The sequence below is a fragment of the Paenibacillus albiflavus genome (assembly GCF_004344915.1).
Lineage (GTDB): Bacteria > Bacillota > Bacilli > Paenibacillales > NBRC-103111 > Paenibacillus_AM > Paenibacillus_AM albiflavus.
Window position 1 is genome coordinate 71,613 of the sequence record NZ_SKFG01000002.1, and the last position, 16,209, is coordinate 87,821.

A 16,209-nucleotide genomic window follows, 5' to 3' on the forward strand; every position below is an offset into this window, starting at 1 on the left:
AGGAATTGAATGCGCTTGCATAGAAGTGTTGAATATTAATGAAGTGATGCAAAGGATGACGCAATTCGATGACGCTACGTCGCAAATTCATGTTAGCCATCATTCTGCTTGTGTTCATACCCATTATTGCACTGGGTGTGTTCTCTTATGTAAATTTCGCAGCAGCGATGGAACGCAAAACAAGTGAATTTTATTATACCTCCCTCCTAGAGACAGATCGCAAGTTGAATTATGCGTTAGCAGAGATCAATGGAATTTCAGATGTGAGTATTGTGCAGCCGCTTGTACAGCAATTCCTGAAGCGTCATTTACAGCAATCCCAGCTTTCTATTAATAGTGGAACGAATGAAGATCGGCAGTTAACTGCTGATTTGAACAATCTTTTGCTTGCCCATCCTAAAATAAATTCACTTAGTCTATATTCCAAACATGAGCTGCTCTATTATTCGAATCCAGAGGCGAGAATAACGCTTGATGTGCTGCTGAAGTCTCCTTGGTACCCCAGAATGACCAAATTGTTAGGAAGACCATTATGGTTAGGGCCATATGAGAATCCGAATCTGACCGATAATCCGATGCAGCTGACGCATTCTCGAACGATTAAGGATTATTATACGTTAGAGGATATCGGTACCCTTGTCTTGACCGTCAAGACGGATATGCTCGATACGATTTTCTGGGAAGCGTCAACTTTAAACCAAGGAGATATTCTTCTGCTCAATGATGAAGGAAGAGTATTATTCAGCAAATCGGGTCAAAATTTAGGCAAACAGATGCAATTCCCTTTCTTAAGCAGTTCAGCGTATCATCCAGCTCAGTCTTATAGAGACAAGTATAACGGTCTGGACACTTTTATTACCTATGTACCTTCAGCATTAGAAGGCTGGCACTTGGTTGCGCTGACTCCTGTTGATGAAGTGATGAAAGACTCGCGCAGTATTCGCAACATCACCTTGGGACTTCTTCTCATTTCTTTGCTAATGGTATTCCTGTTTGATCGGATGTTCGTTGCTCGTCTCGTTAAAATGATTGGAACTGTTGTCCGCGGGATGAAGCGGGTTGAGATCGGTCAATTTAATGCGAATGAATTCGAATCGCCTTATGATCACGTCAAGGATGAAGCTGGAGCTCTTCTTCATGGATTTAAGCGGATGAGCAGTCAGATTGGTGAATTGATTACGAGGGTAGAAGAGGAGCAGAAACGGAAGAAGCAAGCTGAAATGCAGGCGCTCATGTCGCAAATCAATCCGCATTTTATATACAATTCACTGGAGTCTATTAACTCGATGGCCGTTCTGCAGGGAAATCGTGAAATAAGCCGAATGGTGATTTCGCTTGGCAAGCTGCTTAGAATCAGTATTAGCGAGAATCAAGAGCTAATTCCACTTGCGATGGAGATTGAGCATGTCAAAAATTATCTGTTAATTCAGAAATTTAGATTTGAAGACAAAATTGATTTCGAACTGGATGTTCAAGATAGCTTGAAAAATATAGCCTGTATGCGGCTTATCGTTCAGCCGATTGTTGAGAACGCATTGTATCATGGCATCGAACAAATGAATGGCAAAGGCTTGATTCAGATCCGTGCGTTTGAGTATCGACAAGACCTCATAATTGAGATTGCTGATAATGGTCTTGGCATGAGCTCGGAGCGGTTTGAGGAGGTATTCTTAGAAACGTTCTCAGAGGCGGCCAAACATAAACGTAAAGGTGTTGGCATGCGCAACGTCCATGAACGAATCCGAATCCGATTTGGTGAGCCTTACGGACTGATGGTATGCTCTTCGATGAATGAGGGGACCATTGTCCGCATCCGAATTCCTATTTTTATTTCAGATTACACCTATTCGCAGAACGGGGATAAGGGGGCTGACAATCATAGATAAGATGAGACATAGATGGAAACGAACAAGTCTTATTATCCTGATTTTGGGTATGATTCTTGTTGGCTGCAGTGCTGATAATTCCAAACCTACTGTAAGGCAGGAACACAAGATTACGCTCACTTTTCGTCACTTCTGGACCAAGGAGCATGATAAAGCTGTAGCGCAAATATTTGAAGATGTGATTCGCAAATTTGAGGTTGAGCACCCTCATATCAAAATTGAAGCAGAGGGAATTGATCAGACATTCCATCGGGAGCAGAAGCTCAAAAGCGAGATGGTAGCAGGCAATCCGCCTGATATATTTGCTTTGTTTGGGGGCGCAGAAATAGAGCCTTATGCAAGAGCTGACCGACTGCTTGATTTAACGCCTTTTCTGAAGGAGAACAATCTCTACGATCAATTCATTGATTTAAGTCTGTGGACGATTGATGGAGGCACGTATGGACTGCCATTTGAAGGCAATGCAGAGCCGATTTATTATAATCGTACGATTTTTGATAAATTAAAGCTTACTCCGCCACAGACATGGGATGAGCTGCTTGCAATTATTCCCATCCTGAAGGAGAATGGCTACGTTCCGTTTGCGATTGGCAATGATGAGCGGTGGCCGGGGGCAATTTTTTACCATTATCTCATGCAGCGGCGTGCAGGCCCAGCTCTGATTGACGAAATTGTGCAGGGGACGGATACGTTTGAGACAGAAGCCTATATGCAGGCGACAGAGGATTTCATTAGACTTGCTGCCTTACAACCCTTTACAGAACATACGAATGACAAGAGTAAAGAATTTGCAAGACAACAATTTGTAAGCGGTAAAGCTGCCTTATATATGAATGGAAGCTGGGAGATTAATGTGCTGCAAGGTGCTGCGACGCCCTCGAATTTCATGAATGAAGTCGGAGTCATGAACTTTCCGGTCTTTGATGCATCCGATAGCATTGCCAATGGTCTTGCTGGTGGATATACAATTGGATTAGGTGTGTCCGCTAATCTCAAGGGAGAACGTTTGGAAGCGGCACTTGAATTTATGAAGGCCGTATATACGCCTGAAGTTCAAAGACGAATGGTATATGAAGGTCTACGCTTGCCGTCAATGAACATCATGATTGAGAAACAGCGAACGGGACCAATCTTCGCTAGTCTAATGGAACTGATGCTGCAAACGCCACATATGTTCATTCCATATGACAATAAGCTACCTCCTGCTGTACAAGAAACATTCTTTAATGTAACACAAGATCTGCTGGAAGGACGAACCTCAGCAGACAAAGCGCTTAATCAGCTGCAGTCCGCGATCGAACAATATCGTGAAGTGATCCGTAAAGGAGGTTAGCAGCAATGAACAATCCTTATCGAGTTTTACTTGTTGATGATGAGCCGATCATATTACGCAGCCTAAAAGTTGTTATTCCATGGGAAGAGCTAGGGATGTCTATAGTAGGTGAAGCTCGTAACGGTGAAGAAGCACTTGCTCTTGTCAACGAGCTGCATCCTCATCTCATTCTATGTGACATCCGTATGCCGATCATGGACGGGATTACACTTATGAAAGAAGTTATGATCGATAATTCAAGCATTATTTTTATCATATTAAGTGGATACGGTGAGTTCGAATATGCGAGGGAAGCGATTCGCCAAGGAGCATTCGATTATTTACTGAAGCCGATCGACCATGAGGAGCTTGAAAGTGTAATTAAAGAAGCGCTTAAGCGCCTTGATTCTGAGCAGTCCGAACATTCGGAGCATGAATATTTACGTAAGTCTGTTCAAGCCTTATCCTCATTAGTACGAGAGCAGATGCTCGCAGAAATTTTATTTGACGCTAACCCTTCCTATGATCGCTTATATTGGTTAAAGGAATGGGAACTGGAGTATCCTTATCATATGGTAGTCGTATCGCTTGATGATTATGATCACCTGTGTCGAATTTGGAATACGGAAGAAAAGAAGCTATGGCTTTTTGCCATACGGAACATTCTGCTTGAATTTGGCGATGAACAGCAATGCTTGACCCAATTTCCGTTTCACAGTGGGGAATGGATTATGATTTTTCAAAAAGTGGATATTCATAGCTTGATTACAATAGGTCAAACGCTGATTGAACTTATTCGAAGACATACGAAATTATCATGTTCTGTAGGCATTAGCAATCGTTACAACGGACTAGATCAACTAAATGAGAGCTATCAAGACGCGCAGTTTGCACTTGCTAGAAGATTCATTCAAGGACAAGAAAAAGTGCATACGATCATCAAACAGGATAAGCAGCAATTGGCTGCACAGCTATGTATGGCTTATCTGCATGAAATGGAGAAGATATTGCTCAAATCTCTTCAAACCTTGGATATTACGCAGTTTGATCTGCATATGAATCAGCTGGAAGAGCAGCTTGCCATGCAAGAATGTACGAAAGAAGAGACTATTGAGCTATTATATAGATTATCTGTGCTGCTGCATCGACAGATGGAGAATATGGGCGTATGTTCAATCGCTGTGATGGATGATTTGCTTCAATCGCTGATGATGAGTGAAACGCTTGGTGAGATGCTGCAAGTTGTTCGGAGTAAGTTTCTAGAATGGATGAAGCTTGCGAATTCTAAGAATGTGGAGACTGATGGAGGAACGCTAATTACTAAAGCTACAGATTATATCTGCAGTAGGTATCATTATGATCTCGGAATTGATGAAGTGTCTGAATTTATAGGGATTAGCTGCAGCCATTTCTGTGTGCTTTTTAAGCAGGAGACAGGGATTACGTTCCTCGAGTATGTTACCAAGATTCGGATTGAGAAGGCATGTGCCATTCTGCGAAACTCGGATGTGAAAGTCTATCAAGTGGCTCCCTTAGTGGGCTATCAAGATCCAAGATATTTCACCCAAGTATTTAAGAAAATGATGCAGATGACGCCGACGGAATATCGTACCGCGCAAGTTAATGGCGTGTAACGAAATTATGTGCATGATATCGTGATAATTGCTTGTATTCATGATATACCTATGTTATACTATCAAATGTTGTGTTGGTTTTAGTTCGGTGGTCCTCTACGTATCTTTTGAATCGATGATTCAGAGCAATGGCGGTATGAACACCTGAGTGGAAGGAGGAGTCATATATGAATCTAATTCAAGAACTTACAAAAGAACAACTTCGTACGGATCTTCCTAATTTCCGTCCTGGAGACACCCTTAAGGTATACGTAAAAGTTATCGAGGGATCACGTGAGCGTGTACAGCTGTTTGAAGGCGTTGTAATCAAGCGTCGTGGCGGCGGTATTTCCGAAACGTTTACTGTTCGTAAGATTTCTTACGGTGTTGGTGTGGAAAGAACATTCCCATTTAATACTCCGAAGATCGAGAAAATCGAAGTGGCTCGTCGTGGTAAAGTTCGTCGTGCGAAACTTTATTACCTGCGTAACCTTCGTGGTAAAGCAGCAAGAATTAAAGAAATTCGTTAAGACAAATGGGGGCTTGTTTATCAAGCTCCTTTTTAGTTGTATAAAGTGATGAAATAGATTGATGTGTATTTAGAAGAGGGGTCGACTTATGGATACAAGTGGACGTGATCAAACGTTTAGCGAACAAGCTTCAGATCAATCAACATCCGGCCCTGAAGCGGGGAAGAAAAAGAATGAAGCATGGGAGTGGATTAAAGCCCTGCTAATTGCGGTTGCGATTGTATTTGTTGTTCGCACCTTTTTGTTCCAACCTTTTGAAGTAAAAGGCCCTTCGATGGAACCTAATTTTTATGAAGCTGAGCGGTTAATCGTTAATAAAATTGTATATCGCATAGGTGAACCGAAGTATGGCGATGTTGTTGTGTTTCATGCGAATTCGCGAGAAGACTACATTAAACGTGTCATAGGCTTACCTGGAGATACGGTGAAGGTTGAGCTAGATCAAGTATTTGTTAATGGCAAGCAGATCGATGAGGCCTACTTGAAGGAAGCTCTGGATAATGCTGCAGCCGAAGGGAGACCTTATAACTTAACAAGCTTCCCTGAATCTACAGTGCCAGAAGGCAAATTGTTTGTGCTTGGTGATCATCGTCCTGTATCCAAAGATAGCCGTGATCCTAGCTTAGGTTTTGTTGACGAAAGTACGATAGTTGGACGGGCGGATATAATATTCTGGCCTTTGTCTAAAATCCATTTAGTTAAATAGGGTGGTAGTATGACCATACAATGGTTTCCTGGTCATATGACCAGAGCGAGAAGAGAAATACAAGAAAAGCTTAAATTAATCGATGTTGTAATTGAATTGCTAGATGCCCGAATCCCTGTCGGAAGTCGAAACCCGATGATTGACGAGATCCTAAGTGGCAAGCCAAGGCTCGTTGTGTTAAACAAGAACGATCTTGCCGATCCGAAAGTAACAGCGGAATGGATTGAATTCTTTTCGGAGACGAAAGGTCTGGATGCTCTTCCAATAGACGCAGCTACTGGACAAGGGGTCAAAGAGATTATTCCCCGCGTCAAGCTGCTTAATAGCGCTAAGATGGAAGCTCAGATTCGCAAGGGAATTAAGCCGCGTGCTATACGTGCATTAATCGTAGGTATCCCGAATGTAGGTAAATCAACGCTTATCAATCACATGGCAGGACGGAAAATTGCCGCAACTGGTGATAAGCCAGGTGTTACCAAAGGCCAGCAATGGATCAAAGTAGGGACAGAGATGGAGCTGCTTGATACGCCAGGTATTCTATGGCCGAAGTTTGAGGATCAGGCGGTTGGTTATCAATTAGCAGCCATCGGTTCCATTAATGAGCAAATTCTGTATTTAGATGAGGTGGCTTTTCACTTAATCCGATATTTAGCTGCCTACTATCCAAATGCATTGGAGGATAGATTCGGTGTGGAGGAACTGCCTACATTAGAAGAGCTCGAAGATAATACAGTTGTCGTGGACGTAATGGAAGCGATTGGTCGTAAACGCGGAGCACTCGTAAGTGGAGGTCGTGTCGATCTAGATAAGACTTCTTCATTAATTCTAAGAGAGTTCAGAAGTGGCAAGCTGGGTCGCATTTCATTAGAAGCGCCAAAGCTGTAACATAGGCACATAAAAGGGTGTATGACAGGTAGTAATGCTGTTATACACCCTTTTGCTTGATTGTCATGGTAGTTTTGACATGCTATAATAATCCTATTCACTATAAATTTGCGGGTGTAGTTTAATGGCAGAATAGCAGCTTCCCAAGCTTCAGGCGAGGGTTCGATTCCCTTCACCCGCTTTAGCTTTTATATGAATTAAGGATAAGTCGCAGAAATGCGGCTTTTTCGTTGTTGGATGGAATTAAGGGCGGATGGTTACTGGTGTATGAATCGGTACAAGATTTGCAAGCTCAATCACATCTTCATTGTACATTCGAATACAACCATGGGTTACTCGTCTGCCTATGGATGAAGGGTCATTTGTACCGTGAATCCCGTAATGTGGCTTCGATAACCCCATCCACATCACGCCAAATGGTCCGCCAGGATTAGGTTCTTTATTTATGATCTCGAATTTACCTCTAGGCGTTTTCGTCAACATTTTACCAACAGCTATGGGGAACTCTCTAACGACGATATTGCCATCCAGCAAATATAGCTTTAGATCTGAAATATCAACAATGATACGATAATTGGGCATCCGTATTCACTCCTTATCATATCGTATGTGAATATGCGGATGGTGACTTCCGCTGATACCCGATTTAGAATGATTCGCCTATTTTCAGTTTATCTCATGAAGATCAGCCAACTAGACATGCGGATGCATAATATGGTACATTTGCACAATCTTTTGTTGTGAGTTAACTGGATCAACACCACAATAAGTACTTGACAACTGCGTAGTGCCGCTGCGAGGACGGATCATTCTTACGATCGCTGTTGTCACCAAATTTCCTGATCAGATAAGCCATTAGAAGGTAGAAATTCGGTGACAAAGGCGACCGCTAACGCTTCTCCAGAACGATTCCGTTCTCTCCGCTCCTTCGCTATTTGTCAAGCACTGATTATTGCTTTTTGAGCCAGTTAACTATTTGGTTACATAGGGATCTACAGAAGAAAGAAAGGCATAAGGAGCTAGGAGTCAAATGAAAATAAAGTACATAAGCAAGTTATTTATGACATTGGTCATCATTCTAGGAATAGTTGGTTGTTCAAGTCTGCTTGATGTCAAGGATACCAGTAGCACGCAAGGGAAGAAAATTGACACAGCTGGCAAACTGGCTGTTCATTTTTTAGATGTAGGACAAGGAAGCTCGGAGTTTTTAATATCCCCAACAGGCAAAGTTATGCTTATAGATACAGGTGATATTGATAAGGAAGCGATTATGATGAAGCATTTGAAGGATTATCAGATTAATCGTATTGATATTCTTGTGCTAACGCATGCGCATGCAGATCATATTGGTACGGCAAGCGCGATCATTAATAATTTTGACGTAGGTAAAATTTATATGCCCAAAGTAGGGAATACGACGAAGACTTACGAAACTTTACTGAAGACGATTCAGAATAAAAAGCTAAAAGTTACGACAGCTAAAGCAGGAATTAAGCTTGATTGGGACGAACAAGTACAGGTAGAAATGGTTGCACCTGTCAAGGCAAATTATGAAGATTTGAATGATACAAGTGCAGTTCTGAAAGTGACATATGGTGAGAATAGCTTCCTATTTACAGGCGATGCTGAGCGTGAGAGCGAGAAGGATATGCTTAACTTAAAAGCGGATCTATCTGCAAATGTTCTAGCCGTAGGACATCATGGTTCAAACACATCATCGACAAACGCGTTCTTGGATAAAGTGAAGCCTACATATGCCGTCATTCAAGTTGGTGCGGATAACAAATATGGGCATCCGACAGATGCGACTTTGAACCGATTAAGCAAGAAGAACATCAAGGTGTTTCGCAATGATTTGAATGGAACAGTTAGTGCTGTTGCGGATGGTAAACGAATTGAATTTAGTACCGAAAGGTAGGAATGACTATGCTGGGTATAGTCGATCGGAAAGAAAGCAATTATTATGTAATCGAAATGAATGGCATTACGAAAGATGTACCTAAGAATCAGGTGGCATCAGGCGTTCGTGAAGGTGATGTTGTTGAGCTGAAGAACGGAATATGGATGAAAAATGACGCAGCCACAAAACAAAGAGCAAATTCTATTGCTAAGCTGATGAAGGATGTTTGGGAAGATTAAGATGTATTTATGCATAAGACTAGACAATAACTGGATTTAATCCGGTTATTTTTTTTATATTATAGAATCTATAATTTTCATCTCATTGTGGAACTAATTTGGTTCACCGTTGTCTAATTAATTGAGGTGATGCATTTGGAAGCAGATTATTTAAAAAGTTTATCTTATACATTTGATGAAGCTGCAGTATTAAGAGACTTGATGACTACCTTTGGACAGGATGTATGGCAATATGCTTTTTTTATGACGAAGAATAAAGATGCCGCAGATGATCTATCGCAAGAGGTGTTTCTGCAGGCCTATAAACATCTTCAATCCTTTAGAGGACATAGTACTGTGAAAACATGGCTGTTGACCATCACGCGCAATCGGGCCATAAATTATAATCGTTCAGCATATATTCGCAAAGTACTGCTGGTAGATCGAATCATTTCCCCTAAAATGACGTCACCATCTGCAGAGCATGAATTGTTCGATCAATTGGAGACGAAGCAAATCTGGCAATGTGTGATGCAATTATCTAGTAAATATCGTGAGCCGCTCATTCTGGATGCTCATTATCAAATGTCGATGTATGAAATTGCGGATGTACTACAAATTAGAATCGGAACTGTAAAGTCTAGATTATCGAGGGCAAAAGCTAAAGTTACTGCTATGTTGCAGCAGGCTGAGGAATTGACGAGTCAGATCGTAAAGGAGGTATGAGTGATGGCAATAGAAGGGCAAAGGCCGAAATGGATGGAGCAAATGGCAGGCTCACCGTTTACGAAGAACTATTTTACAACGGATATGCAGGAGAAGATTGTAAGACAAATAAATAACGATAAAGCCAATCATCGATTGTTTGCTAGAAGGAAGCTTCTAATCAGCCTCGTATGCTCATTTATGATTCTGTTTGGAGGAATAGGTCTTCTGTGGAAATATACAAATGTCGTTGATGATATCGTCCAGTATGCGAATATGGGGATGTCTATAGGGTCAAAAGCTCGGCAGGCTCAAGTAAATGTATTTCCTGATGGGGGCATGACTGCAGGTTATAAAACTACTTACTTATGGGTATTTGAACGCCCACTAGACCAATTGAAAGGCAGCGAAATGTCAGTAAAGGCCATCTATCAACCAACAGGTGAGGTACTAAATGTAGTGCCATCCAAGATTATTAATGAGTCGATCAGACGAACAGATAATCAAACAGGAGTGGTGACGTCGTTCGGATTGCCTTATGCGGGGAAGTGGCAGCTAGAAGTAAGCTTGGATGGAAATTACTTTGCGGATGTTGAGATCAATGCTCCCGAACCTGACTGGACAACAAGTGGGTCATTCCAATGGAATGATATGGAATTTAATGGAAAAGAAAATCGGATTGGCGTTCGAGGTATGGATTTTGAAGCAAATAACGCAAATAAATATATGTGGTATCTAAAGGGTAGTGAGGATGAACTAAGTGCCAATAGAAGAGTGATTGCGATACAACAGAATACGGGCAGGGTGGAGTTGATTGTTGATTCATTAGCATACTCCATAATGAGCAAGGAGAATGAACAGATTGAAAGCTATATACCGTGCCTGATGAATCTACCAGCTCCGGGGCTATGGCGCTTAACGGTGATGACTGGTGATCAATTATTTGATAGTATCGTTGTTCAAGTGAAGTAGCTAATTCAGATAGTAATCAAATTAGAACGTGCCTAAAAATTACATTTAAAGGGTGCGTTCTTTCTATTTATTACTATATAGTTCTGCATACTCAAATTAGGTATAATAGGACAAGTAGATTGTAGGACAGGAGTTGTCTGTATTGTTAGAGCATGAAGCTCAGTTATGGGCGCAAGGATTAACGTATGTTGCAGGAGTAGATGAAGTCGGTCGAGGCTGCTTGCTTGGGGACGTGGTGGCAGCAGCGGTTATTTTGCCTCAGGGACTTATAATAGATGGTGTGAATGACTCGAAGAAGCTTAGTGAGAAGAAGCGGGAGCAGCTCTATGATCAGATTATGGAGCAGGCTGTAGCTATTGGAATTGGCGTAGTTGACGTTGCCACGATTGAGCGAATCAATATTAAAGCCGCATCCAGATTAGCGATGAAGCTGGCAGTTGAACAGCTAGAAGTAAAGCCGGATTATCTACTCGTGGATGCGGAGCAGATTGATCTTCGATTGCCACAAATGGGAATCATTCATGGCGATGCACTGAGCCAGTCCATTGCAGCAGCTTCGATAATTGCAAAGGTTACGCGTGATCGAATGTGCTTGCAGTGGGATCTTGAGTATCCAGCGTATGGTATTGCGCTTCATAAGGGCTATGGAACCAAATATCACCGAGAGCAAATTGTCCAATTAGGACCAACAAAGCTCCATCGGATGTCATTTTTGTCGCGTATTCTGGTTGAGCAGGGAACGCTATTTTAACGTATGAACAATGATTAGAGTCTTGAAAATTGGCTATTAAATACCGATATAGATACATAGACTGTCTGATGTGAATTTTGACAGACATGAGTGGATTGGGGTGATGAAGATGAATATTAGTTCGTTATTTCGATCCATGATCGGAGAACCGCAAGCTTCAGAAGTGAAAGTAATGGAGCTTAAGCCAGGTCAAGTTGTGCGAGGAGTCGTGCAGCAGGACTTGGGAAATCAGGAAGCACTCATTACGATCAACGGAGTACAGGTACGTGCTAAGCTGGAGGCGCCATTGCAGCAAGGTGAGGCAACGATGCTGCAGGTTCAGAATGAAACAGCTTCTGGTCAAATAGTCCTTAAACCAGTCAGCCTACAAGGAGGAGGGACAACGGAAGCTCCTTTTGCAGATCTACTCAAATCGTTCGGACTTAAGGATTCTTCAGCTAATCGGGAACTGATTCTCCAAATGCAAAGCGCAGGTGTGCCGATAACCAAGGAGAATGTAGCCAAATTCGCCGAAATGCTTGCTGCAAAGCCTGCAAATATTGACGCTAAGCCATGGATTCAGGCGATGGCAGTTGCGAATGCGAGAGGACTTACCTTGAGTACAGGTACGCTTCAAGCTTTGACGGAAGTAATAACCCAGGGAAATACGTTGACCAATCGTTTGGGTGCTCTAGAGAACGAAATTCGGAACGTTCTGATGAATCCATCCAGCACAATGTCAGAGCAAACAAAAGCAGGATTGGGTAAAATTTTACAAATAATGCAGCAGTTGAGTCAACTTGGTCCAGCACAAGGTAATCAAGGAGAAGCAGGTACTGCTGGTACGCAAGCAGGCAATAATGGCCAAGCAGCTGGTAATAGCCCGATGCAAGGAGCACAAGCAAATGGTACTGCAGCAGGTCAAGCTAATGCTCAGGTACCAGCATCAGGAGTGTCTTCTGTAACCGTTCCTGCCTCAACTGCTGGAGCAAGTGGTCAGGCAAGTCCTTCAAGTGAAGCGCAGTCGGGATTAACGGGTTCAAACGCTAATGTTAATACACAGCAATCAACATCGACAAGCACGTTACAAGGAGCCCCTCCATTACAAGGGAATGCGCAGTCGATTGGTCAGACGCAAGCAAATGCACAACTAGCCCCGCAAACGCAAAGTAATGCACAAATGCAACAGCAGACGAGCAATCCATCTGTTCCAGTCACGGGTCAATCAAGTGCGCCTACCTCTGCTGCGCCTGCTACAACAACGCCATTTCTACCAACAAATTCAAGTGAAACGATACCGCCTGCAATGCAGCAAGTATCAAATGGAGCAAACGCAGCTGCGAGTAGTACAACTTCTGAATCAACGATTGTCCAAGGACAGCCACAGACTGTTGCATCTCAGTCAAGCAATACACAAGGGCAAGCTTCTCCCTCACCAGTCACAAGCTTAGCTAATGATGAATCAACTGGCAATTGGATCGGAAATGCACTTAAATTACTTGGTGTTGACCATGAGCAAATGTTGGCTAAGGGCATGGTAAGTCAACCGAGTACGCAAGCTTCTATCCATACGCTGCTTCGGGCAGATCAAGCTGCCTTAGAACTTACGCATGGTAAAGAGTTTCTTCTTAAAGCTCCTGCTCATGATCAGGTACAGCAAGTACCAGGGGATACGCTTAAGAGCCTGCTATTATCTTTGGTCAAATCGGATGATTTGCCTCCTGCGCTTAAGGAAGCCATAAGTAATACAACCCAGCATATTACAGGTCAACAGCTATTGTTAAGCGCAGAACGCAACTCGCCGTTAACGCATCTAACTTTATTTATCCCGTTCTCGAATGGTGAAGGCCAGCAGACCGCATCGGTTCATATTCAGTCTCGCAAGAAAGGACGCGAAATGTTAGATCCTTCTAATTGCAGACTATTATTTGATCTTAATATGCAAGTAATGGGAGATACGCTAGTTGATGTACAAGTTATCAATTCGATCGTATCCTTACAAATTCATAATGATCATCCAGCGATACCGCCACTTCTGGAAGCATCTAGGGATGAAATTGCTTCAAAACTGAATGAAATGGGCTATCAATTCATGTCACTTCAGTGTAAGCCATTCCCAGATTTGTCTAAACAGAAGGAAACAATAACATCGAAGGCAGTTCATGATGTGAACAAAGCACCACAATCTTATTATCAACCCAAGCCATACAAAGGGGTTGATTACCTGGCATGAGTACACCTGATAAACCTGTCATTAAGAAGGCAGTAGCACTGCGCTATTCCCCGGAGAATCAGAATTCAGCCCCTACGCTAATTGCCAAAGGCACAGGGGCGCTGGCAGAAGCAATTCTAGAGAAGGCGAAAGAGCATGGGGTTCCGATTCAAGAGGATAAATCACTTGTAGAAGTGTTATCCAAGCTGGATTTGAATCAAGAAATCCCAGCTGAACTCTATCAATTGGTTGCTGAAATACTGAGTTTTATCTATCGTTCAGATGCTAAATTAAGGGATAGGATCGATTAATGGATGAACAAAAGCGAACGGATCAAAGGAAGGCTACTGGTCGATTAGGCGAAGAGCTAGCTGCTGTTCAGTTAGAGGCTCAGGGTTATCGGATTATTGCACGTAACTGGCGTTGCCGAACGGGTGAGCTTGATATAGTAGCTGAGTATAATAACGTAATCGCAATCATTGAGGTTCGAACTAGAAAAGCATCAGGTAGATTTGGCTTAGCCAAAGAATCGATTGATTATCGCAAGCAAAAACAAGTGCGCGAAACAGCGCAAGTATACATTCATCAGCATAAACAATATCATCACTCTATCAGATTTGATGTGATGTCTGTTGAGCTTACGAAAGCAAATGAATTAATTCAAATTGAACACATAATATCCGCATTCTAATAGGCTACCCGTATCTGTAGATAGATCTACGATGCAGGTAGCCTTAACTTTTGAGTTCGACCATTTTACATATTTATGCGATTTTCTTATCTAAGCTTCGATATTGTAAAGCCTCGGCTAAATGAGCTAAATGGATCTCAGGGCTTCCTTCTAAGTCAGCAATTGTTCGAGAGATTCGCAAGATCCGATCATGTGCTCTAGCGCTTAATCCGAGAACATCAAATGCATTTTCGAGCACCTTATTCGCATCCGAATCTAATTTACAGAAAGAACGCAGGTATTTACCTGTGAGATCCCCATTAAATCGAATATTCAGGCCCATGTATCGCTGCTGCTGTATGGCGATTGCTTGATTTACTCGATCACGCATTTCAGCAGAGGAGAGAGGCTTCTCTTCATTAGATAATGCTGCAAAATCAGGCTTCACAACCTCGATATGAAGATCAATTCGATCCAGCAGTGGACCAGATAGTTTGGAACGATAATGATGGACTTTAAGTGGGGAGCAAATACATGGCTGTGTACTTGGATCAGCTGAAAGAAATCCACAAGGACATGGATTCATCGAGCAGGCCAGAATGAAATTTGCCGGAAAAGAATATACCGCCCTCGCTCTACCGATCGTTACGATTCGATCCTCTAATGGTTGACGCAGTACCTCAAGAACATGGCGAGAAAACTCTGGCAGTTCATCCAGAAATAACACGCCACGATGGGCTAAACTAACTTCGCCAGGTTTAGGTATCGAACCTCCACCTACGAGTCCGCCAGCCGATACGGTATGATGCGGAGAACGGAAGGGGCGCTGTTCAATGAGTCGAGATTGATCATTCAGCATGCCTGCGGCGGAGTAAATTTTGGTCACTTCTAACGCCTCATCCTCAGCCATCTTTGACATAATGGTAGGCAATCTGCGGATTAGCATTGTTTTGCCTGTCCCCGGAGGTCCGATGAGAATAATATTATGCATGCCAGCCGCTGCGATCATGAGCGCTCGCTTCGCTTGGTATTGACCTTTGACATCGGCAAAATCTTCAATAGTCTCGATCTCAGAATCCGTACGATTCTCATTTGATCGTTCCTCTCCAGTTTGGAAATAAATCTGGTCCAACTGTTTAAGCTCTCGTAAATTCTTAATTCCATATACTTGAATTCCTTGAATAAGCAGCGCCTCTTGAACATTCTGAAACGGAACAATAATGTGAGTGACGCCTCTTTGTTTGGCTGTATGCACCATAGACAGAATGCCAGGTAATCTGCGAATTGAGCCATCCAATGCGAGTTCACCAAGGAGCAAAGTATGCTCAATATGAGCAAACGTAATTTGCTTGCTCGTAATTAGTATGCCTGCAGCTATGGCCAGATCGAAGGAAGTACCTTCTTTCCTTAAATCGGCTGGTGCTAGATTGATGGTGATTCGCTCCATTGGAAAAGTAAATCCACAATTTTTCATAGCGGCTCGTACACGCTCGACAGATTCTTTGATTGCCAAATCTCCTAAACCGACTAAATTGACTTGCGGTAGTCCATTCGCTAGATCAATCTCAACTTCGATTTCTTTGCCTTCAATGCCATTTAGGCATGCGCTTCGAACTTTTCCGTACATATACAAAAACACCTTCCTATCTTAGTGCTTGATAGACGAAAGGTGCTTCCTTATCGACATTATTGATTTTAGAGGTATATTCGACATAACCTTCCAAATTCCTCCTAATAAAACAAAATGTTAGATCCAAAAGCTGCTAGTAGTATGAAAATAATAATATTTTTAAAAAAATGAGTAAATAAACTATGAAATATGTTACAATAGTCTAGGTTTGGAGCTAGTCATAAGCTCGTAAATTCCAAG

The 16,209-nt window shown here is 42.4% G+C and carries 16 protein-coding genes and 1 tRNA gene; 15 read left to right on the plus strand and 2 right to left on the minus strand.

The genetic code is table 11. The features are described from left to right. Positions 1-68 precede the first annotated feature (68 nt). From E0485_RS03465 to E0485_RS03495, 7 genes are all read left to right on the plus strand, one after another. On the plus strand, positions 69-1,886 hold the full coding sequence (locus E0485_RS03465; RefSeq protein WP_132416581.1) for a cache domain-containing sensor histidine kinase: 1,818 nt from the start codon (positions 69-71) through the stop codon (positions 1,884-1,886). Further along, positions 1,804-3,219 (plus strand): ABC transporter substrate-binding protein, encoded by a 1,416-nt coding sequence (locus tag E0485_RS03470; protein WP_235857392.1) that lies wholly within the window; start codon positions 1,804-1,806, stop codon positions 3,217-3,219. Before E0485_RS03465 ends, E0485_RS03470 begins: the two co-directional genes overlap by 83 nt. 5 nt (positions 3,220-3,224) lie before the next feature. Then, a complete protein-coding gene (locus E0485_RS03475; RefSeq protein WP_132416582.1) occupies positions 3,225-4,832 on the plus strand; it encodes a response regulator in 1,608 nt (535 codons plus the stop codon). A 167-nt stretch (positions 4,833-4,999) separates the two neighbouring features. Beyond that, the gene (rplS, locus tag E0485_RS03480; RefSeq protein ID WP_132416583.1) at positions 5,000-5,341 is read left to right on the plus strand and encodes a 50S ribosomal protein L19; all 342 of its coding nucleotides are present in this window, start codon (positions 5,000-5,002) and stop codon (positions 5,339-5,341) included. An 88-nt stretch (positions 5,342-5,429) separates the two neighbouring features. After that, entirely contained in the window at positions 5,430-6,047 is a 618-nt protein-coding gene (gene lepB / locus E0485_RS03485; protein WP_132416584.1) for a signal peptidase I, read from the plus strand. Positions 6,048-6,056: 9 nt separating this feature from the next. Further along, on the plus strand, positions 6,057-6,932 hold the full coding sequence (gene ylqF / locus E0485_RS03490; protein WP_132416585.1) for a ribosome biogenesis GTPase YlqF: 876 nt from the start codon (positions 6,057-6,059) through the stop codon (positions 6,930-6,932). Between the two features lie 110 nt (positions 6,933-7,042). Then, a tRNA-Gly gene (locus tag E0485_RS03495) sits at positions 7,043-7,113 on the plus strand. Between the two features lie 62 nt (positions 7,114-7,175). Here E0485_RS03495 and E0485_RS03500 read toward each other — a convergent pair. Next, the gene (locus E0485_RS03500; RefSeq protein ID WP_132416586.1) at positions 7,176-7,514 is read right to left on the minus strand and encodes a L,D-transpeptidase; all 339 of its coding nucleotides are present in this window, start codon (positions 7,512-7,514) and stop codon (positions 7,176-7,178) included. Positions 7,515-7,962: 448 nt separating this feature from the next. Between E0485_RS03500 and E0485_RS03505 the strand changes: the two genes are divergently transcribed. From E0485_RS03505 to E0485_RS03540, 8 genes are all read left to right on the plus strand, one after another. Next, positions 7,963-8,850, plus strand: a complete 888-nt coding sequence (locus E0485_RS03505; RefSeq protein ID WP_132416587.1) for a ComEC/Rec2 family competence protein — start codon at positions 7,963-7,965, stop codon at positions 8,848-8,850. 8 nt (positions 8,851-8,858) lie between these two features. Beyond that, a complete protein-coding gene (locus E0485_RS03510) occupies positions 8,859-9,071 on the plus strand; it encodes a DUF3006 domain-containing protein (protein ID WP_132416588.1) in 213 nt (70 codons plus the stop codon). A gap of 129 nt (positions 9,072-9,200) precedes the next feature. Beyond that, on the plus strand, positions 9,201-9,776 hold the full coding sequence (locus E0485_RS03515; RefSeq protein ID WP_132416589.1) for an RNA polymerase sigma factor: 576 nt from the start codon (positions 9,201-9,203) through the stop codon (positions 9,774-9,776). A 3-nt stretch (positions 9,777-9,779) separates the two neighbouring features. After that, a complete protein-coding gene (locus E0485_RS03520; RefSeq protein ID WP_132416590.1) occupies positions 9,780-10,727 on the plus strand; it encodes a DUF4871 domain-containing protein in 948 nt (315 codons plus the stop codon). A gap of 142 nt (positions 10,728-10,869) precedes the next feature. Next, the gene (locus E0485_RS03525) at positions 10,870-11,478 is read left to right on the plus strand and encodes a ribonuclease HII (protein ID WP_132416591.1); all 609 of its coding nucleotides are present in this window, start codon (positions 10,870-10,872) and stop codon (positions 11,476-11,478) included. 109 nt (positions 11,479-11,587) lie between these two features. Continuing rightward, positions 11,588-13,690, plus strand: a complete 2,103-nt coding sequence (locus tag E0485_RS03530; protein ID WP_132416592.1) for a hypothetical protein — start codon at positions 11,588-11,590, stop codon at positions 13,688-13,690. Continuing rightward, positions 13,687-13,980, plus strand: a complete 294-nt coding sequence (locus E0485_RS03535; RefSeq protein WP_132416593.1) for an EscU/YscU/HrcU family type III secretion system export apparatus switch protein — start codon at positions 13,687-13,689, stop codon at positions 13,978-13,980. The genes E0485_RS03530 and E0485_RS03535 overlap by 4 nt, the downstream gene beginning before the upstream one ends. Beyond that, on the plus strand, positions 13,980-14,360 hold the full coding sequence (locus E0485_RS03540; RefSeq protein ID WP_132416594.1) for a YraN family protein: 381 nt from the start codon (positions 13,980-13,982) through the stop codon (positions 14,358-14,360). Before E0485_RS03535 ends, E0485_RS03540 begins: the two co-directional genes overlap by 1 nt. Before the next feature lie 73 nt (positions 14,361-14,433). Here the strand turns inward: E0485_RS03540 and E0485_RS03545 are convergent, their stop codons facing one another. Next, complete coding sequence (locus E0485_RS03545; protein WP_132416595.1) at positions 14,434-15,966, minus strand: YifB family Mg chelatase-like AAA ATPase; 1,533 nt, start codon at positions 15,964-15,966, stop codon at positions 14,434-14,436. Positions 15,967-16,209: the final 243 nt, after the last annotated feature.

What these genes read in the sequence shown, in the direction of transcription:
- E0485_RS03520 (WP_132416590.1), top strand. Translation starts at nt 9,780, where the DNA reads ATGGCAATAGAAGGGCAAAGGCCGAAATGGATGGAGCAAATGGCAGGC.
- E0485_RS03500 (WP_132416586.1), bottom strand. Translation starts at nt 7,514, where the DNA reads ATGCCCAATTATCGTATCATTGTTGATATTTCAGATCTAAAGCTATAT.
- E0485_RS03465 (WP_132416581.1), top strand. Translation starts at nt 69, where the DNA reads ATGACGCTACGTCGCAAATTCATGTTAGCCATCATTCTGCTTGTGTTC.
- E0485_RS03515 (WP_132416589.1), top strand. Translation starts at nt 9,201, where the DNA reads ATGCATTTGGAAGCAGATTATTTAAAAAGTTTATCTTATACATTTGAT.
- E0485_RS03545 (WP_132416595.1), bottom strand. Translation starts at nt 15,966, where the DNA reads ATGTACGGAAAAGTTCGAAGCGCATGCCTAAATGGCATTGAAGGCAAA.
- E0485_RS03530 (WP_132416592.1), top strand. Translation starts at nt 11,588, where the DNA reads ATGAATATTAGTTCGTTATTTCGATCCATGATCGGAGAACCGCAAGCT.
- ylqF (WP_132416585.1), top strand. Translation starts at nt 6,057, where the DNA reads ATGACCATACAATGGTTTCCTGGTCATATGACCAGAGCGAGAAGAGAA.
- E0485_RS03475 (WP_132416582.1), top strand. Translation starts at nt 3,225, where the DNA reads ATGAACAATCCTTATCGAGTTTTACTTGTTGATGATGAGCCGATCATA.
- E0485_RS03540 (WP_132416594.1), top strand. Translation starts at nt 13,980, where the DNA reads ATGGATGAACAAAAGCGAACGGATCAAAGGAAGGCTACTGGTCGATTA.
- E0485_RS03510 (WP_132416588.1), top strand. Translation starts at nt 8,859, where the DNA reads ATGCTGGGTATAGTCGATCGGAAAGAAAGCAATTATTATGTAATCGAA.
- E0485_RS03535 (WP_132416593.1), top strand. Translation starts at nt 13,687, where the DNA reads ATGAGTACACCTGATAAACCTGTCATTAAGAAGGCAGTAGCACTGCGC.
- lepB (WP_132416584.1), top strand. Translation starts at nt 5,430, where the DNA reads ATGGATACAAGTGGACGTGATCAAACGTTTAGCGAACAAGCTTCAGAT.
- E0485_RS03505 (WP_132416587.1), top strand. Translation starts at nt 7,963, where the DNA reads ATGAAAATAAAGTACATAAGCAAGTTATTTATGACATTGGTCATCATT.
- rplS (WP_132416583.1), top strand. Translation starts at nt 5,000, where the DNA reads ATGAATCTAATTCAAGAACTTACAAAAGAACAACTTCGTACGGATCTT.